The sequence below is a fragment of the Parashewanella sp. 2304DJ23-3 genome (genome assembly GCF_056591695.1).
The window spans coordinates 25,870-51,799 of sequence record NZ_JBWQOH010000002.1 but is presented as its reverse complement, the minus strand read 5'-3'; the positions used below and the strand labels follow the sequence as shown (position 1 = coordinate 51,799).

The window sequence follows — 25,930 nt, the reverse complement described above, 5'->3', positions numbered from 1 at the left end:
CAAGGGAGTTTTTTGTGACAGATTCAATTTTTCAATTAGAGTCAAAATTTAAGCCTGCAGGTGATCAGCCTACAGCGATAAAACAGCTAACAGAAGGGCTTGAATCAGGTATAGCGTGCCAAACTTTGCTCGGTGTTACAGGTTCAGGAAAGACCTTTACCGTAGCCAATGTAATTGCCGAGTTAGGCCGGCCAACGATTATTATGGCACCGAATAAAACATTGGCAGCTCAGTTATATGGCGAGATGAAAGAGTTCTTTCCTCATAATGCAGTTGAATATTTTGTATCGTATTATGATTATTATCAGCCAGAAGCTTATGTTCCTGCCTCGAATACTTTTATTGAAAAAGATGCCTCGGTAAATGCTCATATTGAGCAAATGCGTTTGTCGGCAACAAAAGCCTTACTAGAAAGAAAAGATGTAGTGCTTGTTGCGTCAGTTTCTGCGATTTATGGCTTAGGCGATCCTGACTTATATATGAAAATGTTACTCCATTTGCGTCAAGGCGATACAATGGGGCAGCGTGATATTTTAAAGCGTTTAAGTGAGTTGCAATACAAACGCAATGATATTGAACTTTCTAGAGGTACATTCAGAGTTCGGGGAGAAGTGATTGATATTTTTCCAGCCGACTCTGATAGGGATGCTGTTCGCGTTGAGCTGTTTGATGATGAGATTGATCGAGTCAGTGAATTTGACCCTCTTACAGGTAAACAAACGAGGCAGCTAGCTCGAACTACGATTTACCCTAAGACGCACTACGTCACTCCAAGAGATACCATTCTTAAAGCGACAGATTACATCAAAGAAGAATTAAAAGAATATAAAGAGCGATTGCTTGATAACAACAAGTTAATCGAGGCTCAGCGAATCACAGAGCGCACTCAATACGATTTAGAGATGATGACAGAGCTTGGCTATTGCTCAGGTATCGAAAACTACTCTCGTTATTTATCCGGCCGTGCAGAGGGGGATGGCCCTCCGACATTGTTAGATTATCTGCCTGATGACGGTTTATTGATCATTGATGAGTCACACGTCACGGTGCCGCAAATTGGTGCAATGTATAAGGGTGACCGTTCACGTAAAACGACCTTAGTTGAGTATGGCTTCCGCTTACCGTCGGCTTTAGATAACAGACCACTTAAGTTTGAAGAATTTGAAGCATTAATGCCGCAAACGATATATGTGTCAGCAACACCAAGTGATTATGAGTTTGAAAGAAGTGGGGATGAAATCGCTGAGCAAGTTGTGCGACCTACTGGTTTGCTTGACCCAGAAATTGAAGTGCGTCCAGTTGGGATTCAAGTTGATGATCTACTCTCTGAAATTGGTAAACGAGTTGCAGTTAACGAACGCATACTAGTAACGACATTAACCAAAAGAATGTCTGAAGATTTAAGCGAATACCTCGATGAACATGGGGTGAAAGTTCGATATTTGCATTCTGATATCGATACAGTAGAACGCGTAGAGATTATTCGAGACCTTCGCTTGGGTAAATTTGATGTTTTGGTAGGCATTAACTTACTCCGAGAAGGCTTAGATATGCCAGAAGTATCATTAGTGTGTATTTTGGATGCTGATAAAGAAGGCTTCTTACGTTCAGAACGTTCACTCATCCAGACCATTGGCCGTGCTGCTCGAAACATAAACGGTAAAGTGATTTTGTATGCGGATAAAATCACTAAATCGATGAAGAAAGCGATGGATGAAACGGAACGTCGACGAGCAAAACAACATGCGTTTAACGTGGAGCACGGAATCACCCCTAGAGGTGTGGTTAAACGCATTACGGATGTGATGGATGTCGGTGGTGATGTTGAAGAGCAAGGCTCTGTTTCTACTCGAAATGTAGCTGAACCGGCGGCGAGTTATCAGGTACGTGATATTGCGAAACTCAGCCGGGAAATGGATACCTTAGAAAAACAAATGCTGGAATACGCTAAAAATCTTGAGTTTGAAAAAGCGGCTGAGTTACGAGATCAAGTTAAGCGTTTAAGAGAGCAAATGGTAATGGCTGATTGATTCTCTATTTAAGAAGTTGAAATAAAAATGCCGCAACTCAGTGCGGCATTTTTATTGATATGAATTGATATTATTGATTAAAGCTCAACAACGTCAAACTCAACTTGTGGGTTCACGTCTTCTTCGTAATCAACACCTTCGATGCCGAATCCAAATAGTTTCAAGAACTCTTCTTTATATTCACGGTAATCCGTTAACTCAGCTAAATTCTCAGTAGTGATTTGCGGCCAAAGGTCACGACAATGTTGTTGAATCTCATCACGAAGTTCCCAGTCATCAAGACGTAAGCGGTTTTGCTCATCCGTCTCAGCTGCTGCATTGTCTAAACGGTATAAACGATCGCTAAACATGCGGTTAATTTGCTCGATACAACCTTCATGAGTGCCTTCAGCACGCATTTTTTTGAATACCATAGCAATATAAAGGGGCATAACCGGAATCGCAGAACTTGCTTGAGTAACAACGCTTTTAAGTACAGCAACGTTTGCACTTCCGCCTTTAACACCTAACTTTTCATTAAGGGCATGTGCAGCACGATCTAAGTCCATTTTTGCTTTTCCGAGTGCACCATGCCAGTAGATTGGCCATGTGAGTTCAGTACCGATGTAGCTATAGGCAACAGTTTTACAGTTGTCAGTTAATACACCTGCTTCTGAAAGTGCATCAACCCAAAGTTCCCAATCTTGTCCGCCCATTACAGTGACAGTATCTTCGATTTCTTGTTCAGTTGCTGGTTCAACAGTGGCTTCGATAATCAAGTCTTTATTGGTATCAACGGCTGTTGAGTAGTAATCCTCACCGATAGGCTTGAGTGAAGAACGAATAACTTCACCAGAGTCAGGCATTTTTCGAACTGGAGAAGCGAGTGAATATACCACCATATCAACTTGACCAAGGTCTTCTTTGATCAGCTCAATAGCTTTTTGTTTTGCTTCGTGGCTGAAAGCATCGCAGTTGATGCTTTTAGAGTATAAGTTCTCTGCTTTTGCAAATTTATCAAATGCTGCTGAATTATAGAATCCAGCAGTACCAGGCTTTTTCTCAGTTCCTGGCTTTTCGAAGAATACGCCAATTGTTGCTGCATCGTTACCGAATGCTGCTGTAATACGAGATGCTAAACCGTAACCGCTTGAAGAACCGATAACTAAAACTTTTTTAGGCCCGTTACTTAATTTGCCATTCGCTTTAGTGATGTTGATTTGTTCAAGAACGTTAGCTTCGCAGCCTTTAGGGTGAGTGGTTGTACAAATGAAACCACGAGTTTTTGGTTTAATAATCATAGTCGTTCTTCTATTTAGAAAGTTGAGCCGAGGGGCTTTAGTACCTTATCGAAAGTTTTTACATTTTCTGTCGCCCATTTTTAGTACTCTACAGCGTTACAACTCCAGTTACATAGCTACAACTATGTGCCCTTCGTTGTGCCTTGTATAGCACTAAATCTGTGCATCATAAATTTGAAAAAACTTATCATCAGGTACTTTATTGAAAATTACCCATAGAAATTGCCATTAGGATAATGATTTCACCGAAAAAAGGCACTGATTTTTGTTAAAAAGTGCCATTATATTCAGTGGTTGGAGCAGTCAGCAGAGTTCTTGATCTCGTAACAACTTCTTAGTGTATGGGTGCTGAGGGTTGGTAAATAATTCATGAGTTTCGGCTTGCTCTATAATCTCACCATCTTTCATGACGATGACGTTATCGCTGATATGTCTGATGATATTGAGGTTATGAGAGACAAAAATAAAAGATAATCCGAGGTCCTGTTGCAAACCGATAAGTAAATTGAGTATTTGTGCTCTGACAGACAAATCCAGTGCAGTGAGAGCTTCATCAGCGATGATGACTTTAGGGTTCAGCATTAACGCTCTTGCCACGGCAACACGTTGTTTTTGGCCTTCAGATATCATATTCGGATAAAAGTCTGCGTGCTCAGGCAGTAAACCAACCTGTTTTAACGTTGACATCACTTGGTCATAACGCTGCCTTTCTGAAAGTAACGTATTGAACTTTAAAGGCTCATCTAAGAGCTCTCCAATGGTTAATCTAGGGTTCAATGAGGTATTTGGGTCTTGAAAAATCATACGGATCAATCGGCAGCGCTGTTTCACGTTCCGTCTTTCTAATGATGTTCCATCAAATAAAATATCGCCACCGGTTCGACTTTCAGCCCCGACTAATATCTTTGCTAACGTGCTTTTTCCCGATCCAGCTTCGCCTACAATGGCCAATGTTTCACCTGGTTGCAGCTCAAAAGAAATCGGTTTTAACGCATCGTTTACTTGTCGTTTGAAACCGCGGTAGCCCGAATAATAGGTTTTTCGAAGATTTTTAACTTCTAGAATTGGCGTCATTATCAGTTTCTCTATTAAACGGGAAGTGGCAAGCAAAGTTTCTGTCTTTATCTTTGGCAATTAGAGGTTGGTTAACGCACTTACGTTCGGCTTTAGGGCAACGAGGGCCAAGACGGCAGCCTATGGGAAGGTGTTGTAAAGCTGGGATAGAGCCAGGCATTGTTTGCATCATTGATTTATGTCCGACCTTTTGTTCTGCATTCGGTAAGTGAGCAAGCAATGTTCTTGTGTATGGATGAAATGGCTTTTCCATGATTTTAGAAGTCGGGCCTGACTCTGCAATTTGACCACAATAGATGACAGTTAAAGTATTACACCATTTTGTTAGGTTTTCTAATTCATGACTGATCAGCAATATTGATACGTTTTGGAGCTGATTTAACTGGTTCAGCAGCCGAAATATCTGAGCCCGTGTACTGGCTTCCATATTGGTTGTTGGTTCGTCAGCGATAAGAAGTTGTGGCTTGTTAGCAATCGCCATTGCTATCATGGCTTTTTGGCATTCACCGTCAGAGAGTTCCCAAGCATAACTGTCCATTACTTCTTTGGTGTTTTTTATCCCGACTTTATGGAGCCATTTTTCAGCTTGTTTCTTTCTTTCAGAATGGCGTCGCCAAAAAGGAGTACCTTTGGGTACAGGCATAACTTCTAACAGTTGTGAGCCAACATCGTTTGCGGGATCAAAACTGCCAGTTGGATCCTGGAACACCATCGCAATATGCTTGCCCATGAGTGCACGACGCTCTCGATTGGACATTGCCATCAAGTTTTGACCATCAAACATCAATCTATCTGCGTTGACGGTCCAGTTAGGTTCGGATAAACCAATAATTGCTTTTGCAAGCAAACTACGCCCTGAACCCGACTCTCCAACTAACCCTTGAATTTCTCCGACATTAAGCGTCAAGCTGATTCGCTCGAGTGCTTTAACTTTTCCGTGAGGAGTATCAAGCTCAATCGTTAAATTTCTTATATCAAGTAGTGGCATAAAAGTTGTCCTTTAGCCTCTTGTTGGAGCAAGTGCGCTGCGCAAGCCATCACCAACTAAATTAATGGATAACACAGTAATTAAAATAGCAAAGCCAGGAATGGTTACTGTCCATGGTGCAATCAAAAAGTGCTCTGTTCCTTGTAACACCATTGCTCCCCATTCAGAGCTTGGAGCTTGAGCGCCGAGGTTGAGAAATCCAAGTGCAGCGATATCCAAAATAGCGACAGATAAAGCCAAGGTAGTCTGAATGATCACTACATCCCATACGTTTGGCATGACGACAAACCAATAAATCTGAAAATGATTTGCACCATCAAGTTTTGCTGCTGTAACGTATTCTTTTTGCAACTCCTCATGGACCGCTTGATGAACAGCACGAACAAATTGAGGAATGAGTGCTAATCCAACAGCCCAAAATACATTTTGTAAGCCAGTGCCAAGAACTGCAACTACAAGCATTGCCATAAGGAGAGATGGAATTGAAAGTAGTGCATCAAGCAAGTGGCCCAAAATACTTGATTTTAACCCCTTCATCATTCCTGATAGTGAACCAATAAAAAAGCCTACAGCAAGCGCAAAAAACACAATGATGAACGACAAGCCAAACGTAAGATGAGCGCCATGAAGCAAGCGGCTGAGAATATCTCTCCCAAGACCATCAGTTCCTAGAAAATGATCGACACTTCCATTGGGATCCCAAGATGGCGGAACCAGCAACGCATTCGCATCTTGAAGTTCGGCGGGATAAGGAGCCAGATGACTGCCAAAAATAACAATAAGTGCCAATAAAAACATAACCCATAGGCCAACAAGCGCAAAAGGGTTTCCAGAAAAAGCGAGCCAAGTTCGCTTTCCCGGAGAGGGGATGGCATTGTCCTGATATATTTTAATTCGTGCCATAAAATTCTTTCTTGGTGATTGGGTTGGTTGATGTATGAATCACATCAATTAAAATGTTTAAGAAAATGATCAAAATTGCGACTACAAAAATACCACCTTGAATCACGGTATAATCTCGTTGATAAATACCTGAGACCAGCCAATACCCCACACCAGGCCAGGCAAAGCTCACCTCAACCAATATTGCATAACTCGCAAATGGGCCCAGCATTACGCCTAATTGCTTTAATACTGGCACTAACGCATTGGGAAGTGCGTGACGCCAAATGATCACCCACCAATGTAAACCTCTTGCTTCGGCTGCACGAATGTAGGTTTTGTTCATTACTGAGATCATGGAGCTGCGAGTAATTCGTATGACGACTGTTAAGGGTAAAATAGAAAGGGTAATTGCCGGTAAAATTAAGTGATGCAAGGCATCATAAAATGCAGCAGTGCCATATTTATTACTTGCTAAAAGGCTGTCGATTACGACAAAACCTGTTACAGGCTCAACCTCATAAAGTAAATTAATTTGTCCAGATATAGGTAACCAATCTTTTTGAACACCAAACCAATGAGCAAGCATGAGTCCCAACCAGAACACGGGTAAAGAATAGCCCGTTAGAGTTGCTGCCATAATGACATTTTGAGATGTTTTATGTTGATTGAAAGATGCTAAAACACCTATAGGTACGCCAACCGCAATAGCTAAAATTCCAGCAATAAAAGCAAGTTCAAATGAAGCCGGTAAAACTGTAGCCAATTCATGAACTATGGGTTCCTGAGACGTAACTGAAAAACCAAAGTCACCACTGAGTCTTTGCTTTAAGTAAGCGTAGAATTGAACCGCTACATTTTGGTCTAGATGATATGAATGTGTAATCTGCTGTTGCTGCTCTGCAGTAGGACTAACGATGCCTGATAACGCTACACTCTGCTCTACTGGAAACAAACTGGTGGCGTAAAATAAAACTGCTAGCATGACTAAAGAAGTCGCAAGAAATAGGTTTATTCGCCTTAAAATGTACCAAGTCATTTATTATTATCCTGGGCAGCCACGTGGGAAGCATGTGCAAATGATATTCCGCCAAATGGCGATAAATGAACACCTTGAATATCTGCTCTTTTTAATATCATTCTATTACTATGAACCAAAGGAACAATAGGTTTTTGTTTATAAATAAATTTTTCTGCTTGTTGATAAATCACTTTTCTGTCTTGGTGAGAGGTCATTGACTTCGCTTTAGCAAGTAATTCGTCCAGTTTTTGGTTACACCAATGGGAGCGATTATTATTAGAACGTAATGAAGCGCAGCTTAGAAATGGAGAGAAGAAATTATCTGGGTCGCTATTGTCTGCATCCCAACCAATGAGCACTGAATCATAAGTGGCAGCGTTTAACTTGTCTAAGAAAACGCTCCAGTCGTAACTAATAATAGTTGCTCTAACCCCTATGAGTGCTAAGTCTGCCTGCAGCAGTTGTGCAGTTTTAATTGGATTAGGGTTATAAGCACGAGCAGTCGGCATAGCCCAAACTGACATTTCTAAGTTTTGTACACCAGCTTCTTTCAACAACTTTCGGGCTTTTATAGGATTATAAACGTCATTATATACATCCGTTTGAGCCCATGACGCTGGAGGAAGAATACTTTTCGCTTCAGATGCGGTGTTGTGATAAACCGCTTTTAAAATTGCTTTTTTGTTGATAGCTAGGGATAAGGCTCGTCTCACTTTTGGATTATTGAATGGCGGTTTCTTGGTATTAAATGCCCAATATGCGACATTCATTCCTTTTTGTTGCTGTAACTCAATATGATGATTTTGATTAACTACTTTAATCTCGTCAGGCTTTGGGAGAGCTGAAACACTGCAATCTCGAGTAATGAGTTTAGCTAAGCGTTGAGAGCTTTTTCTGGTAATGTCAAAAACAAGGTTCTGAACCTTGGCTTTGTCTCCCCAATATTCTTCATTACGTGTATAGCGAATATATTCATTTTTAGCGTAGTCCTTAAAAATAAATGGACCGGTACCGATTGGTTGTTTGTCGATTTCTTCTGGTTTTCCTTGCTTAAGTAACTTTGTGGCATATTCCTGTGAAAGAATGACGGCAAAATCAGAAGCTAAATTAGCTAAAAAACTCGCATCTTTATGATTCAATTTGAAAACGACAGTCGTTCCATTAGGTGCACTGATGTCTTCTACTAGACCAGAGAAATCAATGCCTTGAAAAAAAGGATAACCTGAGCTCGATACAGAGTGGAATGGACTCTGTTTATCGATAATTCGATTAAATGAAAAGAGAACGTCTTGAGAATTTAACGTTCTTGTGGGAGTAAATAGCGAAGAATGATGAAATTGAACTCCCTCTCTTAGATGAAAGGTATATGTTTTTTGATCTGCAGAGATATCCCAACTGACCGCAAGCCCAGGTGTGACATGACCTGTTTGAGTATCAAATTCAACAAGATGATCATATAACTGATGAGACGTGGCATCTACAGTAGTGCCAGAAGTGACTAATTGCGGGTTGAAACTCGAAGGGTTACCTTCAGAACAATATACTAAACCACTAGGAAGCTCGGGCTGCTTACAGGCAACTAATGTCGAGATTAAGGTTACAGAAACGACCAATCTATATATTGAGCGGAACAGACAATTGTTCATGCTAAGTAAAACTATTTTGAATTCATATAACTGACCATTTTAGCAGTCTTCAAAACTTAAGAGCAATGAGCAAGATCGCTTTGAGAGATCTCGCTACAATCGGGTAACTTAAAACTCTAAAGAATGATCCCAATAATAATGGTTTTTTGAGCTTAAGGTCGCTTGCTCAAAACCACTGAAATCTACTTTTAAGGCGTCATAAGATTGAGTCATTACACTGCGGGTTATGACTTTTTGTCTGTTTTCAGCTGAACAATCTTGGTTAAAACTGACTTGAAAAAAGTGATAGGTGATGACATCAGCCGGTAGCGTGGTTGAAAACTCACCCCTGTTACATGATGTTTGGTCGTTGTATGTGATGCTTTGACTGATATTAATCTCAGTTCCAGCTTCAGTAGCATTCCAATCAAGTTGAATATCGTCTTCCAGTGGTTGGTACTTCTCAGATAAATGAGTGTGATTAATTACGGACAAAGGAGCAGAAAGTTCACCTATTAGTGAATAGTTTTTCCCGTTCAGAGATAAGTCTATTTCGAGTGATTGTAAATCGCTATTGGGTAAACTAACAATATATCTCGGGTTCGGCAGACCAGAAAGGTTAGATGACTGGAAGTGGTCAGCTAAATCATAAGAGATACCATTAAGTTTTAAGGTGAAGATATTTTTTGTTTCAACGACTATTCGTTGATCGCTGCTGGAAGAGTTTTTCGCCATTTCATAAAGCTTTATCTCTACTTCATTGTTTTGTTCATTGGTTGCCAAGCTTGAATCTGCAGAAGTACTGTTTGTATTTACTTCTACTCTTAATAGAGCGTCCTCTTTAACTTGTTCGGCATCTTTGCCACCGCAACCTGACAAACTCAATAGAGTTAAGAGTGAAATAACTATTTTCTTCATTATTATCTATCCTTGATATTTTTCTTATTATTAAGTTTTATCGAGTAAATTATACTTCTTCAAAATTCCTCGTAGCTGATGATAAGTCAAGCCAAGGTTTTCAGCTGTTTTCTTTTGATTGAACTGACTTTGCTCAAGCGCTTGTTGAATAATTTCAACTTCGTAACGTTCTGTTTCGTCTTTAAAGTTGAGTGGAAAACTGATGTTTACCGTTGTTGGAGGTGTTTCGCTATCTTTTTCTGATTCCGCTGCAGTTACTTCAACGGTGCTTACTTGTGGTGTAGCTTGTTGAGATAAGGTTTTTACACGTTTGGTTGGTCGATAAGGCGATTCAAATGGATCTAAGCAGATATCTTCTATCGGTGTTGCTTCAGCCCCATTTCGATAGACACTCCGTTCAATGGCATTTTTCAGTTCACGAATATTGCCAGGCCAAGCATAATCGAAGAGCTGCTCTGTTGCAGAGCGAGAAAAGCCAGCAAAAAATGGCATATCCAATTGTCGAACCATGCCCAAAGCAAAGTATTCCGCTAATGGCATGATATCTTCTTTTCTGTAGCGAAGAGGTGGGAGGGTTATTACATCAAAAGCGAGGCGATCCAGTAGATCTGCACGAAATTCACCAGCCTCTGCTAAAGAAGGTAAATCTTCATTGGCTGCACAAATTAAGCGTACATCTGTTTGAACTGTCTTACTACCACCAACACGTTCAAATTCGCCATATTCAATGACACGCAATAATTTTTCTTGGATTAAACCTGAAGTATTCGCTAATTCATCTAAGAAGAGTGTTCCGTTGTCTGCACGCTCAAAACGACCTTCATGACGGCCTTTTGCTCCGGTAAAAGCACCAGACTCATGACCAAACAGTTCACTCTCTAATAAGTTTTCACTTAATGATGAGCAATTTAGCTTAATAAAGCTTTGATCCCAACGTTGAGACAGGTAATGTAGACGCTCGGCGATGAGCTCTTTACCTGTACCGCGTTCACCGATAATTAAAACGGGCTTAGAAAGCGGTGCGACTTGTGAGACATGCTCTAAAACCTCTAATAAGGCATTAGATTGACCAATAAGGTTATCTTGCTTGAATGAATTCGCCACGGTCTTGTTGGTATTTTCCACTAAATTTTGGTGAAAATTATAATAAGTCGCTATTGATAGAATTGAAAGAAAAAGTTATAAAAATGTTTAAGTGGTTGAAATTAAAGAGTTAGTAAAAGTTGGCACGAAGCCTGATGTAACTATTTTGAAATTAATCACTTTAAGGAATAGATTATGGGAATTTTTTCACGTTTTGCGGACATCATTAATTCGAACATCAGCTCTTTATTAGATAAAGCTGAAGACCCAGAAAAAATGGTTCGCCTAATCATCCAAGAGATGGAAGATACGCTAGTAGAAGTTCGTTCAACCAATGCAAAAGTATTGGCTGAGAAAAAAGAGCTGCTCCGTCGCATCGCTCGTTCAGAAGAGCAAGTGCAAGATTGGCAAGAAAAAGCTGAGTTGGCTTTATCTAAAGATCGTGAAGATTTAGCAAAAGCAGCATTAATGGAAAAGCAAAAGTACAGCGATGTTGTTAAAGCACAATCTGATGAGTTGCTTGTGATTGAAGAACAAATTGCACGCTTGAAAGAAGAAGTTGTGCAACTTCAAGAAAAACTCGCTGATGCAAAAGCTCGTCAAAAGACGATCGTTATGCGCACTCAAACAGCATCTTCGCGTTTGAATGTGAAAAAGCAGCTTGATTCAAGCAAAGTAGATGATGCAATGCTTAAGTTTGAGCAGTACGAACGTCGTGTTGAAGGTATTGAAGCACAGGTTGAGTCTTATGATATGGGTAAGAAAAACAGCCTAGCGGATGAGTTTGCAGCATTAGAAGCAGAAGAAAACGTAAATAACGAACTTGAAGCTTTAAAAGCGAAAGTTAAAGCTAAAAAAGATAAGACTAAAGCTTAATCTAGGATAGGAGAATAAATAATGGATGGAGATTTACTTATTGCTCCGCTTATCTTGTTTACAGTTATCGTGGCTCCTATTTGGTTGATATTGCATTACAAAAGTAAGAAGCAAGTAAGCCAGGGGTTATCAGAAGATGAATTCGCTCAACTTAATGAGCTAATTCGTACCGCTGATAAGATGGGGCAACGTATTGAAACTTTAGAAAAGATATTGGATACGGAGTCTCCGGAATGGAGGAACAGAGATGACAACAAGCAATAGAAAAACGCTTTATCGCAATCCAAAAGAAAAGAAGCTTGCAGGTGTTTGTGCAGGTATAGCAGAATTCTTCGGACTGGAAACTTGGTTAGTTCGTGTTGTTACTGCTTCAATCTTCCTTTTGGGTGGTGCGGGAATCATCTTTGTGGGGTATGTTGTTTTGTGGCTTATTCTTGATGAAAAGTCAGTAACACATGATGAAAATAGCCTTCACCGTGATATCGAAGTTAAAAAGAAGTTCTGGCAAGCTGGAGAGCCTGCGACTCAGGCGCTTCAAGACGTAAATCAGCAGTTTCGTGCCTTAGAGTTGAGATTGCGAAACATGGAGCGTCATGTAACTTCTGACAGTTATGACTTGAAACGCCAAATTGATAATTTATAACTTTCTCTACTCGAAGGCGCTGAATATCAAGATATCCAGTGCCTTTTCTATTTCTGGGTTATCCGTTTAATGAGCATTCTTTCTAAAACAATTTCTATAGTTGAAAAACAAACTAAGACGATCATTCGTAGAACCGCAGATAAACACATTCGTTTGGCCGTAACGGGTTTATCTGGTGCCGGGAAAACAGCGTTTATCACCGGACTTGTTAATCAATTGCTCCGTTCTGGTAACATGTTTAAAGAGCAAACATTACCTTTGTGGCATGTCGCTCGAGAGCAAAGATTGCTTGGTGTTGAACGACTATTACAGCCTGATTTAGAGATTGCCAGTTTTGATTACCAAGGTGGAATTAATTCACTCACAGCGTCACCAAATCATTGGCCTGCTTCTACACGTAATATTAGTGAGATACGGCTGGCTATTCACTTTCAGCCTAAATCGGGAGTTTTGAGTAAATTTACTGACCGTTCAACCTTAATCCTCGATGTTGTAGACTATCCTGGGGAATGGTTATTAGACTTACCATTGTTGAAAACGGATTATCAAACGTGGTCGTTTGAACAAGTACAGAATCAGCACAAGTTAGAGCAGTCAGCTTGTTACTCAGCATTTTTATCGTCCCTAAATCAGGTTGACTTAACCGCAAAAGCGGATAATGAAGAAATAACAAAAATTGCTGAGCTTTACCGAAATACATTACTTGACTTGGTAAACACTAAAGGCTTTTATTTGGCACAGCCCGGTAGAATGCTATTACCTGGTGATTTAGATGGTTCACCGTTAGTCAACTGGTTTCCATTGTTGCACCTTACCTCTGAGCAGTGGACTCAATTTGCCTTAGAAACCGATGATGATAGCTATTTTAAAGTTTTAGCTCATCGTTTTAACAGTTATAAAGAAAAAGTCGTAAAACCTTTCTATCGAAATCATTTTAGTAAGTTTGATCGACAAATCGTATTAGTTGATAGCTTAACTGCACTCAATAATGGCCAAGCTCAATTTAATGATATGGCGTCTGCTCTTTCAAATATTCTTTCAAGCTTTCAGTTTGGAGACTCTAATATTTTACGTCGCCTATTTGCACCGAGAATCGATAAGTTGCTCTTTGCAGCCAGTAAAGTTGACCATATTACTCGTGATCAACAGACTAATTTGCTTTATCTACTCAATGACATGCTACAAGAAAGTCGTCAGTTTGCCAGCATCAAAGGTTGTGATGTTGAAACGATGGCTATAAGCGCCATCAAAGCAACAAAGCATGGCTTAGTGACTCATCAAGGGAAACAGATTGAAGCTGTTTTCGGCCAAAAAAATAATGATAGAAGTGACACTACGCTTTATCCCGGCGATGTTCCTAAAGCACTTCCTAAAAATGATTTTTGGCAACAACAGGGATTTAACTTTGTTAATTTCGCACCTCCAAAATCACTTCAAGGTGAAGTAAAACCTAAGCTTGAACATATTCGATTAGATCACTTATTGCAGTTTTTGTTGGGAGATAAACTTGATTAGTAAAAATGAAAAAACTGAAAAAGTTCAGTTAAAACCAGCTCAAGAATTCAATGAGCTAGAGTCTTTGCTTGAGCCAGAAGCAGGGGACTTGATAAAACCTCCTCAAAAATTTGAAACCAATGATTTATCTGATTCTGAATTTGAGACACTTTTTAACGATGTTGAACAAGAGTCTAAATTAAAAAAAGTCAGACCTTGGAGTAAATTAGCTCGCTGGGCTGTCGTGGCAGTTTTTGTTTTAGTCATGGTAGAGTTAGGTTTAACGCTTTCAGAAGCTTGGCAACAAAGTCCATTTTTATTTGGTTTATATTCAGTAACCATAGGTTTGGTTGGTGCTTGGGCAGGTAGAGGTTTATTTAGAGAATATAAAAAACTTAACAAATTAAAAGACATTGAAGGTCAGCGAGAAACGGCCGACAGAGTTGAAAAGAGTGTACAAACCGGAGAGGTGAGTAAATTCATCGCAGGTATCAAACTCCCTGAAGCCTTTGATGACTCAGTTTCAACGTATAATAAACTTACACACTTACACTTAAATGATTCTGAATTATTAAAACTTTACGATGAAACGGTTATGAGCGCCGTGGATGAAAAAGCTAAAAAAATCGTTCATAAATATGCTGCTGAGTCAGCTCTTCTTTTGGCAGTGAGTCCATTTGCCATTCTTGACATGTTTCTAGTCCTGCTTCGCAATCAAAAGATGCTGAATGAATTAGCTCAGTGCTACGGAATTGAATTGGGTTATATGAGTCGAATTAAACTGATCAGAGGTATATTCACGAATATTTTATTTGCTGGTGCAAGTGAATTGTTGACTGATCTTGGCAGTCAACTGCTCTCTCTTGAAATTACGGGTAAGTTATCGGCAAAGTTAGGGCAAGGTTTGGCGGGTGGCTTATTAACGGCTCGATTAGGGTATCAAGCGATGGAACTCTGTAGGCCAATTCAATTTCATAAGGAAAATAAGCCTAGGCTTTCTAAAGCTCATAAGTCTCTACTTGTCGAACTTAAAAACTTTGCCAAGAGTGTTAAAAATTAAAACCTAAATGTTTACCTGTAACAGAGGTTTTACAAATTAAAAAAAGTTAATTAGGGCAAAATTTCGATAAAAGCGACCAAAGCACTGTATGTTAATTCTACTTAGCTATATGCATCCTAAACCAAACTAGAATAAAAATAGCCCTGGGGGAAATATGAAAGCAAATTGGAATATTGCGACAAAAACGATTCATGCAGGTAAACAAAAGGAGCCTTCAGGGGCTTTAGTCTCGCCTTTATATCAAAGTGCCACTTTTACTTTTGATACAGCAGAGCAAGGTGGAAGGCGCTTTAGTGGTGATGAGCAAGGGTATATATACACTCGCTTAGGGAACCCAACTACCTCAGAGCTAGAGCATAAAATGGCTGCACTTGAAGGGGCTGAAGATGCTGCAGCAACAGCCTCTGGTATGGGAGCGGTTTCAGCGGCCTTACTTGCCAATCTTCAACAAGGTGATCATCTCATCGCTTCGAGAGCCGTATATGGTTGCAGCTTTGCATTGATGACACATCAGTTTGCACGTTTCGGGATTGATGTTTCACTTGTTGATTTTACTGACTTAACAGCGATAGAAACTGCAGTTCAACCTAATACCAAAGCTTTATTTTGTGAAACGCCAGTGAACCCGCACCTTGAAGTATTTGATCTTCAAGCGATTGCTAGAATTTGTAAGCAGCATGATATTGTTTCTATTGTAGACAATACCTTTATGACCCCATTATTGCAGCTTCCACTTTCGTTGGGTATTGATATGGTAATTCATTCTGCGACCAAATATTTAAACGGTCATGGTGATGTAATTGCAGGCGTTGTGTGCGGTAATGCTGAGATAATGCAAAAGGTGAAGTTCGAAATATTAAAGGACATTGGTGCTGTCATTTCTCCACATGATGCTTGGCTTATACTACGTGGTTTAAAAACGTTAGATGTCAGAGTTCAGCGTCACTGTGACAATGCTGAGAAAGTGGCTGAGTTTCTTGAGCTGCACCCTAAAGTATCTAAAGTATTTTATCCCGGTCTTGAGAGCCATCAAGGACATAGATTCGTTGGTTCACAAATGTTAAGAAGTGGTGGTGTTATTGCATTTGAACTAGATGCATCCTTTGAAAAGAGTATGAAGTTTGTTAATAATCTAGAGTTATTCACTATTGCTGTAAGCTTAGGTGACGCAGAATCGTTAGTACAACACCCTGCTTCCATGACACATTCGCCTTATACAGAGGAAGCAAGAGCTGAAGCTGGAATTACTGATAGCTTAATCCGCATTTCTGTAGGGTTAGAAAATGTTCAAGATATTATCGATGACTTAAGGGTTACTTTAGATAAAGTGTAAAATGCTTGTCTTGGTTGCTTTTTGAGCACAGTTATGTAAATTAACTACTGATTATGCTGTAAATCATCCTCGTGATTCTAAGTTCTAGCATTCACGAGAGTACGTCATTCAATGAAAAAAAGGAGAAAGCTATGAAAGGACTTATCAAGGCTTCATTGATTGCGCTTGCGGTAGTATCAACAGCCTCATTTGCAGGTAATGCGTCAGTTGAAAAGCAACCAAAATCTAAAGTCAAAGTTGGAGTTAATAAAAGCCAAGTTATTAATCTTAATACGGCGGATTTAAACCAACTGCAGCTGTTAAAAGGTGTAGGGGCTGCAAAGGCATTAGCGATTTTTGAACATCGAAAGCAACATGGTAAATTTACTACCATGGATGATGTGCTTAAGGTCAAAGGAATAGGTAAGAAATTTTTAGAAAGTAACAAGGGTAAAATTTCTCTCTAGTGCTAATATTCAACACAGAGGATGCTTAAAGCATCCTTTTTTATTGGCAGATTTTCTGTTTAATACCTATGTTTAAAGTTCAAATCGAAAAACATGTTAACAGCAAAGAAGGAGTTAACGATGAAAAGGACTTTGACAATTGGAGCTTTAGTTTTATCATTTTCTGGCTCAGTGCTCGCAGCTTCTAATTCAAATTTACCATTCGAATATCAAGCAACTCATAAACGACAAGCAGAAATCGATGTTAAGCTGATTAACATCAACTCAGCACCACATTTTGACTTGATGAACCTTCATGGGATCGATGCACAGAAAGCTCATGCAATCATTCGCTTTCGTGAATCTAATAATGGGTTTAAATCATATACTGATCTGGCTACTGTTGAAGGGGTAGGTGGCAAACTTGTTGAAATTAACACGTACCAATTATCCTTATAATTGCCAATAAAGGGTGAACTAAGCGCTCACCCTTTATGTTACAATTCTCTCAATTTCTATCTTCTTCTTATTTTATGAAAATCATTGCAGATGAAAATATGCCATTTGCTGAACAATTGTTTCAGCAGTTTGGTGAAGTGCAACTCGTAAACGGCAGAACGGTAACCCCCGATTTGGTTAAAGATGCTGATCTTTTATTGGTTCGCTCTGTAACTAAAGTTGGCTCATCACTGATTGCTGATGCTAAAAAACTAAAGTTTGTGGGAACAGCAACAATCGGAATGGATCATATTGATCAAAGCTATTTAGCATTGAATCATATTCCCTTTACCAACGCTCCCGGGTGTAATGCTATTGCTGTTGGAGAGTTCGCCTTTATTGCAATGTTAGAGCTGGCTCATCGCTTCAAGCAAAAGCTTAAAGATAAAACTGTAGGTATTGTTGGAGTCGGCAATACAGGCTCTGCACTCGAAAAGTGCTTGAATGCCTATGACGTTAAAACGTTACTCTGTGATCCGATTAAAGCGGCTGAAGAAAATACAAAAACTTTCGTAAGTTTAGAAGATATTATTGAACAGTGTGATGTGATCAGTTTGCATGTTCCCTTAACAAAAGAGGGGGAGCATAAAACCGAATCACTTATTGATGAAAAGAAGCTCAATCAAATCAAAGAAAATGCTTGGTTGCTTAACTGTTGTCGTGGTGAAGTGATTGATAACGATGCACTGTTTAAAGTGAAACAACGCCGATCGGATTTGAAAATTGTTCTAGATGTATGGGCAGATGAACCTAATCCAATGGAAGCTTTAATTCCTTATGTTGAGTTTTCTACTCCACACATCGCAGGCTATAGCGTTGAGGGCAAGGCTCGTGGTACGTTTATGCTTTATCAAAAAGTGTGTGAGTTACTGCAGCAAAAACAAGAAGTTCAGCTCGAAGATTTATTACCTAAATTTGAGTTTTCTCACATTGAAATAAATGAGCCGTTATCTGAAAAACAATTACTGCGACTTGCTCGGCTCGTTTATGACCTTCGAGATGATGATGAGCGATTCAGAAAACTTAGTTTTGCTAATGCAGAGTTTGATGAGATGAGAAAATCTCATAAACATAGACGAGAATTTAGCGCACTTAACCTTAAAAATTGTATACAATCTGAGCTGGATTGGTTAAACCAACTCGGGTTTTCAAAATAATTACTATTTAAAAGAGATTACTTCACTATGTCACAACAATTTAACGTCGTTGTTTTAGGTGCAACAGGTAATGTTGGCCAAACAATGATGGAAATATTAGAAGAACGAGACTTCCCTGTAGCAAACTTATATCCACTGGCGAGTAAAAATAGCGCAGGTGAAGAAATCAGTTTCAACGGGAAATCGATAAAGGTTCTAGATGTAGAGGAGTTTGACTGGTCTCAAGCTCAAATCGGTTTCTTTTCTGCTGGTGGTGATGTTTCAGAGAAATGGGCTCCGATTGCAGCTGAAGCGGGATGCGTAGTTATCGACAATACTTCACACTTTAGATATGACATCGATGTGCCATTAGTGATCCCTGAGGTGAACCCTGAAGCAATCGCTGATTTTCGAAATCGAAACATTATTGCTAATCCTAACTGTTCAACAATCCAAATGTTGGTTGCACTAAAGCCGATTTATGATGCATTTGGTATTGATAGAATTAATGTGGCCACTTACCAGTCAGTTTCAGGCTCCGGAAAGAAAGCCATCGAAGAGTTGGCACAACAATGTGCACGTTTACTTCAAGGTTTACCGGTTGAACCTGATGTTTATGATAAGCAGATTGCGTTTAATGCATTGCCTCATATCGATACATTTATGGATAATGGTTTTACTAAAGAAGAAATGAAGATGGTTTGGGAGACTCAAAAAATATTGGGTGATTCAAATGTCTTAGTAAATCCAACAGCTGTTCGAGTTCCTGTCTTTCATGGACACAGCGAAGCCATTCACATTGAGACTCGACAGTCAGTAGAAGCTGATGACGTTAAAGCCGTACTTCATGGCGCAGCTGGCATTGAATTATTCGAATCAAATGATGAGTATCCTACTGCGGTAACTGAAGCGTCGGGTAATGATGCAGTGTTTGTTGGCCGAGTGAGAAATGACTTATCGCACCCTAATGGAATCAATTTGTGGGTAGTATCAGATAACATTCGCAAAGGGGCAGCTCTAAACAGTGTTCAAATTGCAGAATTACTTATAAGAGATTATTACTAAACCTAAGTGTTGAAAAGCTTGCGATATCGCAAGCTTTTTTGTTTTTAGGGCTTTTATGCCTCTAGCAGCTCGTACGTTTCTGGTTTATAGTAAACTGAAATAAATACAATTGCTCATTAGCGTTGCAACCGATTCTATTTAAAGAGTATTAATTCAGGAAACAGCAATGCTAAAAAGGAAAGGATGGATGAACTTTCGGACTTCATATCTAAATCGCATATCTTCGTTTATCGTATGTGCTCTTTTACTCTCTCTTACTCCCCAGTCAATTGCTGAACCCCTAAAAATCACTGGGCCAGATGGTCAATCTAGACAGCAAAATAGACAGTACGGTCCAACAACTAAAGCGGATACTTTTTGGAGTATTGCGCAAAAAATGCGTCCGAACAATAAAGTTAGTATCTATCAGGTGATGGCTGCTATTTATGATGCTAACCCACACGCTTTTACAAGCTCAAACTATAACAGTTTAGAAGTGGGTATGATTTTGCTGGTACCACCGGCTGAAAAAATGTTGGCAATTCCAGTTAGCATTGCAAGAGAACGAGCTGAGCAAGACGATAAAAGTTGGAAACAGCGAGCTCAACCTTCTAAACAGGTATCTCAAAAGGCAAAACCAAATCGCAAACCAAAGCCGATTGAACAGCAAATCGCGGAAACTAAAGCAGAGCCAGAAAGTCCCCAAAAAATAATGCAACTGACATTATTGCTTGAAAGGGAAGAGAGTAAGGTTATTTCTCTGACTGATGAATTAAGCCGTACTCAAGATGAACTTACAATGGCTAAAGATGACTTAGATGCGCTGAAAGATCGCCTTGCAGAGTTATCGGGTAAAGTCGATTTACTTGAGGGAACCTTAGCTGAAACTCGTCAGCTTAATGCTTCTCTTAAAGCAGAAAATAAAGTATTACAAGATACACTCGCACTAGAAAAAGAAGAAAAACCAACTGACTTGTGGCGTTCGTTGCTCGACAGTCCATTAACTTTGGCTGTTATTGCGATTGTTCCAGCGTTGCTTTTTGTTTTGCTCATGTTTGCATTATGGCGACGAAAGCAATCATCAAATGAAGAAGCGTTTACTGAAGACTCCCCAACTGAGCCTAAAGTAGAAGCAAGTGAGGAAATTCAACCTCATGATATCGATCTTGAACCAGTTATTGAACCTGTAGTTGAAGAAGATAACGTTGATGAGTTTTTTGAAGAAGTGGCTGTTCAACTGGATGATGTAGAGCCCGAAGAAGACATAGTTGAGGCATTACAAGAGCCGGAAGAACCTCAGACTGAGTTAGAGACATCCATAACAGAGTCAGATATGGATGATTTATGGGCCGAAGCATTAGATGAACAAATTGATGGAAAAGAGATAAGTTCAGACGTAGAAGATCTTCTTAACAAACTTGATGAACCTGAAGAGAACATCAAAGAGAACGATGTTGAGGCTTCAACTGATGTACAAGAAGAACCTGTTGAGCAAATTGATGAAGATACGTTAGATAGTGTGCCTGTTGAGTCTGGCTCAGATGGTTTAGATGAACTGATTGATTCGACTGAAATTGATTTAGAAGATCCATTTTTAGACGATGAAGCTACAAACGAATTTGAATCTTCAGAAAGTGAGTCTGATGAAGTGAGTTTAGATGAACTCATCAACTCAATGGAAGCTGAACAAGAGAATACTGAAAACGAACTTGAAGCAACGCCAGAAGCTGAAGAAATACCTCTTGAAGAACCAGAAATAGACGATTCACTAGAACCAGAAGAAAACATTCAAGAAACTGATGAACCTCAGGAAGAGATTGACCTTAGTGATGAACCAGAAAACATTGAGCTCGAATCTACAGACTTTGAAGGTGATTTAGGCGATTTAGACTTTGCTTCACCTGCAGTGGATGATGTACAAAGCTCACCAGAAAGTGATTCAGAGTCTGAAGCTGAAATTGAAACTGAAGTAAACGAAAATGTTCAAGAGTCTGAGTTACCTTCTCCAGGAGCTGAAATTAGTTCAGACGAGAGTACTCCAGAACCTAAGCTGGATACAAAGTTACCTGACCCTGATGACAATGTAGATGACCTCGATGCACTTATGGCTGAATTTGATGTTGATGTTCCGAGTCAACACCAAGAGTCTAGTTTACCTGAACCTGCGTCAATGGAAGCTGAAACGCCTCTTGAAGCGCCTGAAACGGTTAATTTTAATGAACCTGATCCAATTGTTAGTACAGACAATATTTCTGGTTTTGATCAAGAGCAGACAGACACAGGTGAAATTAGTGTTCAAACAGAGCTTGAATCAGAGCTTTCACTTTCAGGTAAAAATGTAGAGATTGAAGACACTGCTTTAGCGTTTGAAGATAATGCTATAGATACTGAAACTGAATTATCTGATATAGATTTGGGAATGGATTTTGAGTCAGTTAGCGAAAATACAGATACAGATACAGATACAGATACAGATACTGATACTGATACTGATTCAGTAGAGGCTCTGTCCCCTTCTTCTCCTTCGCCATCTGCAAAAAGTGAAGGGCTTCCTGACTTAGATTTCGATATGGATTTAAGTGATGATGAGCTTTTTGAATCATTTGCTCAAGTAAGCGATGAAATAAAGCATACAGAAGCTTTGTTATCGAGTGACATGGATTTGAGTAAACTTGAAACTGATGGTGAAACTAAGAGTGCCTCATTTGAAGGCGACAATATGACTGTTGATGAGGCTCTGGCTGCTCTAGACGATGAAATTGGTTCTGATATTAATGCAGAGAAAATTTCTGGAGATGATTTAAGTAATTTCCAAAAAGAAAATGGCTATATCGACATCGATAAGTTACTCAATGAATCATCTGAAGAGTCAACTGAAGTTGATCCTTACAAAGAAGTGGACGTTAATTTAGGTGAATCATCTGAATTAGAAAATTTGTTTGAAAGTAACCCAATGGTAGATGTTGATGATGCAGAAAATTCAGTGAATGCAAAGTTAGACTTGGCTCGCGCCTACATTGAAATTGATGACAAAGACAGTGCTAAAGCTTTGCTTGAAGAGATCCAAATAGATGGTAATGGTAGGCAAAAATCGGAAGCAATTGAGCTACTAACAACGATTTCTTAATCGTAAATAGAACTAAAGTGTCAGTTTTACTGGCGCTTTAAGTTCAATCTATCTGTAGTAATCATTATATAAACAATAATTAATTTGATAGGTACTCATTATTACGTTGTATTATAAAAAAATATTTTACATCGGAAATTGATATGAGCACTTCGGACTTAAGTATTTCCCCTCAAGCCCATTTTTTGAGTGGGAGCTGTAGTAGTGATTTATCAAGCTCTAGTTCGTCTTCAATTGAGTTTGATCCCTCAGAGTATTCAGAAAGTAATAGCTTCGAATTAACAGGTGTTGAAAATGATCCTGCACTTGTTAGCTTTTTAGCTGAGCAAAACGTTAAAGGCCAAGCAGCAGAATTCTTTAAGGGAATGGTTTCAAGAAAAGAAGACTCTTTTTTAGTTGAACTATATGCAAAATTTGCTCATGATTTAACCAAACTTATCGGTGTTGAAGTTGCGAGTAAACATGAATCTAATGAAAGTGAGGTTCAATGGATTATAAAATCAAGCACAACAGGAGCAGAGTTCAGTTTCGTGTCTCAAACGCATACACATAATTAATCAGAATGTATGTTAAAATAATCTATTTGTTAGGTTACTTTCAATAAGCACTCTATGATACTTTCCAAACCATCAATTATTAGAGTGCTAAACCAGCTAAAATTTGATAAGAAAAATAGCCTTTATTTAGATTTTAAAAACTAGATCATTTTTTGATATTGAGTAAATAGGTTTACCTAAATGCCATTGCAAAATAGCATTTGATTCAGTGATATAGATTACTTGGAGCGTCGTAATGCTTTTGGCGATGACAGTATCTTGAATGCTTTCCCATTGAGTAATATCTGCTTGTTTTAACACTTTCAACCGATCACCAACTTTTAAGTTGTAGTGTTTGCCTAAATTCACCACAACTTTAAAAGCTGAAAGTTGAGTAATGCTGCCAAACAGAGGTTGATTGTTGACGAATTTTGCTACGGATAAAACAGATTTTTTTAACGAGCTTTTAGCACTTTTTCCATATGTTGAATTCCAAAATTCATCCGATAAAAAAGATATTTCCTTATAATCATAAAACTCCCAAATGGCTTCTGATTGGAATGATTTTTCCCAGACAATTTCATTGGTATTTGAACGAGTCAGTTTAAAATGAGTATGAAAGTTCTTTTTGGGTTCGGAACCAAAAATCCGAAGAGGGTATTTGCTTGTAAAACTTGGGCATTGATATGCACCTTGTGTATTTATGTTTGTCAAAGTTGTTTCTAGTGTGAATTGTCCATCGCAGCTTTGATTGGCTGAAATGGTTTTTGCAACAATTGCGTTAACGGAATTTTCAGTACTCGAAGTAAACAACGACATGATTTCATCTAACACTGCAGAAGTTGAGTTTACCGATTGAGGGTCATGCGTTTTTTCAGTTGGAGACTTTATACAGACCGTATGAACAGGATATTTTGAAGTTAACTTGTCATTATCATTATCATTAGTGATCATTACAGCGAGTTTTAACACAAGAATATTATTAGTGCTACTTTCAGATATCAGCTTTACTTTGGCATCATCGATGAGTTCTAGCTTTAGTGTCTTATACGATAATTTGTTTTGATACTTCTCTTTTATTAAATCATTTATAGAAACGTTATGTTTATAGCTTGCTTGTTTTATCGCATTCAACTTTGCTTCTTTTCTGGCCATCTCAATATCGCTATTGAGTATTAAGGCTTCTCCTTGGACTGTTAACCATTCATCAGCGTAAGTGATACTTGAAAAGAATGAAGTGCATAAAATAATACTAAGAAGTGAGTACAGACGTTGCATGTTGTTTAAATGGCCTATTTATTATCCAGGATGAATTGTCAAAGGGTTTACTAGAGGCCGTTCCCAATTAGTCATTTCGATTTGTTACTGCCTAAAATTGGCAAACTCGAGGCACGAAGATAGAAGTTTAGTGAGCTAAATGAAAGATGAGTAACAAAGAGTTTGCCAATTTTAGGCGTAACCCGTAGGGCTGTGTATATTTTTCGTTTCTTCTATGTTGCCGAATGCTTATGTAGAACAACTACACCTCACATTCGTCGTCTTGAATAAACAAAAAATCTACAACAGCAAATCGAAATCGTTAATTGGGAACGGCCTCTATTAATTGGCATTGAAAACTCGACTTTATTGAGCGATTGCAATATCGCCGATTTGTATGCTTTCCATCCTTGTGTGGTCTAGCCATTCCACTAATGCAGTATCCTCAGTAAGTTGTTTTACAATGACTTTCGCCTTACTGGTTTCTGCAATCAGTCGGATAGCCTGTAATCTATCGGGTAAGTCACGTTTAAGAATGATTTTTAGAGTGTCATTGATATTCAGGCCATTTTTACGTCCAATATTCAATAGCAGTTGATTCTGTTTTTTTGCAATGATCTGTCCCATTAACGAACGATGGCTTACAAATCGCCCGAGATCTCTGGCTGCTTGTTGAAGAATGCGAGAGACTTTTTCGCCATACTCCGATGACCAAAATAAGTTTGTAGTTGTTGTAACGATTTGGTTTCTAGCAAACTCCCATTCAGCTTGAGTTGAATAGGATTTTTGCCAAACTTTTTCACCACTGATTGAGTGATATAAAGAGAGCTTTAGCTGAAACAATCTATTGGTTGAAGAGAATAAGCCAAATGAGGATTCTTGCTCACTTGAAGCGTCTATGAGTTCAGGAATAAGTACATACTGAGATTCAGTTTTAACACCCAACCACTGCGGTAACCTTTTATTGTCGGTAGACAGTTTTGACGGGACAAAGTCGAGCTTTTCATACGGGTATGAAGCTGAATAAGCGGTTTTAGATTGTTTATCAATGAGAGATGATAATTTTTTAGATATAGAGCTACCAAACTGATTTATTTGGCCGTATGCCAGTTGCTGAGGCACTAATACTAATGTTTGTGGCACTAATACCTGGTTTTTGTAAAGGCTTCTAGGCTCTCTATTTTGTGTAAGTCCATCGACAAACACTCTAAGTTCGATAATGAGCTCATCATCGTTGACATCTTCATTTGCTAATTCAAAATCAGTATTTTCTTTGGTTCTTTGATCTGTTGCAGTAGAAGCTTTTACTAGCTTGCCGTCAACAATTTCATATTGGTTGGTAATGTGCACGCCATACTGAAAATCGGCATTAAGGAGCGCATCATCGATGGCATTTTGTCTTGCTTGTTCAATATCATCATTTTCGATATATGATTTACCAATAACCTCGACCCAACTCGCTTGGGTCATAAACGGGAACAGTACTAAAACTGCGTTTAATAAGAGTGGAATAAACTTATTCATATATCGAAAATTCCATTAGTCAGTAATATGTCGTGAACACTAATATTTAAAACTATGCATTATTTAGGCCAGTAGT

23 protein-coding genes are annotated in these 25,930 nt (G+C 39.0%); 13 read left to right on the top strand and 10 right to left on the bottom strand.

Features of this window, described 5'->3' with window-relative positions; all coding sequences use genetic code 11:
- The first annotated feature begins 14 nt into the window (after positions 1 to 14).
- Positions 15 to 2,030: an excinuclease ABC subunit UvrB gene (gene uvrB, locus AC1EU2_RS06140; RefSeq protein WP_480297142.1), complete on the top strand. Its 2,016-nt coding sequence runs from the start codon at positions 15 to 17 to the stop codon at positions 2,028 to 2,030.
- Positions 2,031 to 2,107: 77 nt separating this feature from the next.
- Here uvrB and fabV read toward each other — a convergent pair whose 3' ends face one another.
- The 8 genes from fabV to pspF form a co-directional block, all read right to left on the bottom strand.
- Positions 2,108 to 3,310, bottom strand: a complete 1,203-nt coding sequence (gene fabV, locus AC1EU2_RS06135; protein WP_480297141.1) for an enoyl-ACP reductase FabV — start codon at positions 3,308 to 3,310, stop codon at positions 2,108 to 2,110.
- Between the two features lie 303 nt (positions 3,311 to 3,613).
- Positions 3,614 to 4,387, bottom strand: coding sequence for a peptide ABC transporter ATP-binding protein (locus tag AC1EU2_RS06130; protein WP_480297631.1), 774 nt, complete (start codon positions 4,385 to 4,387; stop codon positions 3,614 to 3,616).
- Positions 4,362 to 5,372 (bottom strand): oligopeptide/dipeptide ABC transporter ATP-binding protein, encoded by a 1,011-nt coding sequence (locus AC1EU2_RS06125; RefSeq protein ID WP_480297140.1) that lies wholly within the window; start codon positions 5,370 to 5,372, stop codon positions 4,362 to 4,364. Before AC1EU2_RS06125 ends, AC1EU2_RS06130 begins: the two co-directional genes overlap by 26 nt.
- Before the next feature lie 12 nt (positions 5,373 to 5,384).
- The gene (locus AC1EU2_RS06120; RefSeq protein WP_480297139.1) at positions 5,385 to 6,275 is read right to left on the bottom strand and encodes an ABC transporter permease subunit; all 891 of its coding nucleotides are present in this window, start codon (positions 6,273 to 6,275) and stop codon (positions 5,385 to 5,387) included.
- Positions 6,262 to 7,293 (bottom strand): ABC transporter permease subunit, encoded by a 1,032-nt coding sequence (locus AC1EU2_RS06115; protein WP_480297138.1) that lies wholly within the window; start codon positions 7,291 to 7,293, stop codon positions 6,262 to 6,264. Before AC1EU2_RS06115 ends, AC1EU2_RS06120 begins: the two co-directional genes overlap by 14 nt.
- Complete coding sequence (locus AC1EU2_RS06110; protein ID WP_480297137.1) at positions 7,290 to 8,921, bottom strand: ABC transporter substrate-binding protein; 1,632 nt, start codon at positions 8,919 to 8,921, stop codon at positions 7,290 to 7,292. Before AC1EU2_RS06110 ends, AC1EU2_RS06115 begins: the two co-directional genes overlap by 4 nt.
- Positions 8,922 to 9,029: 108 nt before the next feature.
- Positions 9,030 to 9,818, bottom strand: a complete 789-nt coding sequence (locus AC1EU2_RS06105) for a hypothetical protein (protein ID WP_480297135.1) — start codon at positions 9,816 to 9,818, stop codon at positions 9,030 to 9,032.
- 30 nt (positions 9,819 to 9,848) lie between these two features.
- Entirely contained in the window at positions 9,849 to 10,922 is a 1,074-nt protein-coding gene (gene pspF, locus AC1EU2_RS06100) for a phage shock protein operon transcriptional activator (RefSeq protein ID WP_480297630.1), read from the bottom strand.
- A 174-nt stretch (positions 10,923 to 11,096) separates the two neighbouring features.
- Here pspF and pspA point away from each other — a divergent pair, with 174 nt between their 5' ends.
- The 12 genes from pspA (at position 11,097) to AC1EU2_RS06040 (ending at position 23,094) form a co-directional block, all read left to right on the top strand.
- Complete coding sequence (pspA, locus tag AC1EU2_RS06095; RefSeq protein ID WP_129946521.1) at positions 11,097 to 11,777, top strand: phage shock protein PspA; 681 nt, start codon at positions 11,097 to 11,099, stop codon at positions 11,775 to 11,777.
- A gap of 21 nt (positions 11,778 to 11,798) precedes the next feature.
- Positions 11,799 to 12,041 carry an envelope stress response membrane protein PspB gene (pspB, locus tag AC1EU2_RS06090; protein WP_129946520.1) on the top strand — a complete coding sequence of 81 codons (243 nt, stop codon included), beginning with the start codon at positions 11,799 to 11,801 and terminating at the stop codon, positions 12,039 to 12,041.
- Positions 12,025 to 12,420 carry an envelope stress response membrane protein PspC gene (pspC, locus tag AC1EU2_RS06085; RefSeq protein ID WP_129946519.1) on the top strand — a complete coding sequence of 132 codons (396 nt, stop codon included), beginning with the start codon at positions 12,025 to 12,027 and terminating at the stop codon, positions 12,418 to 12,420. Before pspB ends, pspC begins: the two co-directional genes overlap by 17 nt.
- A 69-nt stretch (positions 12,421 to 12,489) precedes the next feature.
- Positions 12,490 to 13,935 (top strand): YcjX family GTP-binding protein, encoded by a 1,446-nt coding sequence (locus tag AC1EU2_RS06080; protein WP_480297133.1) that lies wholly within the window; start codon positions 12,490 to 12,492, stop codon positions 13,933 to 13,935.
- The gene (locus AC1EU2_RS06075) at positions 13,928 to 14,974 is read left to right on the top strand and encodes a TIGR01620 family protein (protein ID WP_480297131.1); all 1,047 of its coding nucleotides are present in this window, start codon (positions 13,928 to 13,930) and stop codon (positions 14,972 to 14,974) included. Before AC1EU2_RS06080 ends, AC1EU2_RS06075 begins: the two co-directional genes overlap by 8 nt.
- Positions 14,975 to 15,128: 154 nt before the next feature.
- On the top strand, positions 15,129 to 16,307 hold the full coding sequence (gene megL / locus AC1EU2_RS06070; RefSeq protein WP_480297130.1) for a methionine gamma-lyase: 1,179 nt from the start codon (positions 15,129 to 15,131) through the stop codon (positions 16,305 to 16,307).
- A gap of 131 nt (positions 16,308 to 16,438) precedes the next feature.
- A complete protein-coding gene (locus AC1EU2_RS06065; RefSeq protein ID WP_480297128.1) occupies positions 16,439 to 16,753 on the top strand; it encodes a ComEA family DNA-binding protein in 315 nt (104 codons plus the stop codon).
- Positions 16,754 to 16,873: 120 nt separating this feature from the next.
- Positions 16,874 to 17,191 carry a ComEA family DNA-binding protein gene (locus tag AC1EU2_RS06060; RefSeq protein WP_480297127.1) on the top strand — a complete coding sequence of 106 codons (318 nt, stop codon included), beginning with the start codon at positions 16,874 to 16,876 and terminating at the stop codon, positions 17,189 to 17,191.
- A gap of 74 nt (positions 17,192 to 17,265) precedes the next feature.
- Positions 17,266 to 18,387 carry a 4-phosphoerythronate dehydrogenase gene (locus tag AC1EU2_RS06055; protein WP_480297629.1) on the top strand — a complete coding sequence of 374 codons (1,122 nt, stop codon included), beginning with the start codon at positions 17,266 to 17,268 and terminating at the stop codon, positions 18,385 to 18,387.
- Between the two features lie 27 nt (positions 18,388 to 18,414).
- Positions 18,415 to 19,431: an aspartate-semialdehyde dehydrogenase gene (locus tag AC1EU2_RS06050; RefSeq protein ID WP_480297126.1), complete on the top strand. Its 1,017-nt coding sequence runs from the start codon at positions 18,415 to 18,417 to the stop codon at positions 19,429 to 19,431.
- A 187-nt stretch (positions 19,432 to 19,618) separates the two neighbouring features.
- Positions 19,619 to 22,537, top strand: coding sequence for a FimV/HubP family polar landmark protein (locus tag AC1EU2_RS06045; RefSeq protein ID WP_480297125.1), 2,919 nt, complete (start codon positions 19,619 to 19,621; stop codon positions 22,535 to 22,537).
- Between the two features lie 143 nt (positions 22,538 to 22,680).
- Entirely contained in the window at positions 22,681 to 23,094 is a 414-nt protein-coding gene (locus AC1EU2_RS06040) for a hypothetical protein (RefSeq protein ID WP_480297123.1), read from the top strand.
- A gap of 126 nt (positions 23,095 to 23,220) precedes the next feature.
- Here the strand turns inward: AC1EU2_RS06040 and AC1EU2_RS06035 are convergent, their stop codons facing one another.
- Both AC1EU2_RS06035 and AC1EU2_RS06030 read right to left on the bottom strand, forming a co-directional pair.
- Complete coding sequence (locus AC1EU2_RS06035; protein ID WP_480297122.1) at positions 23,221 to 24,351, bottom strand: flagellar assembly protein T N-terminal domain-containing protein; 1,131 nt, start codon at positions 24,349 to 24,351, stop codon at positions 23,221 to 23,223.
- 345 nt (positions 24,352 to 24,696) lie between these two features.
- Positions 24,697 to 25,854, bottom strand: a complete 1,158-nt coding sequence (locus tag AC1EU2_RS06030; protein ID WP_480297121.1) for a flagellar assembly protein T N-terminal domain-containing protein — start codon at positions 25,852 to 25,854, stop codon at positions 24,697 to 24,699.
- Positions 25,855 to 25,930: the final 76 nt, after the last annotated feature.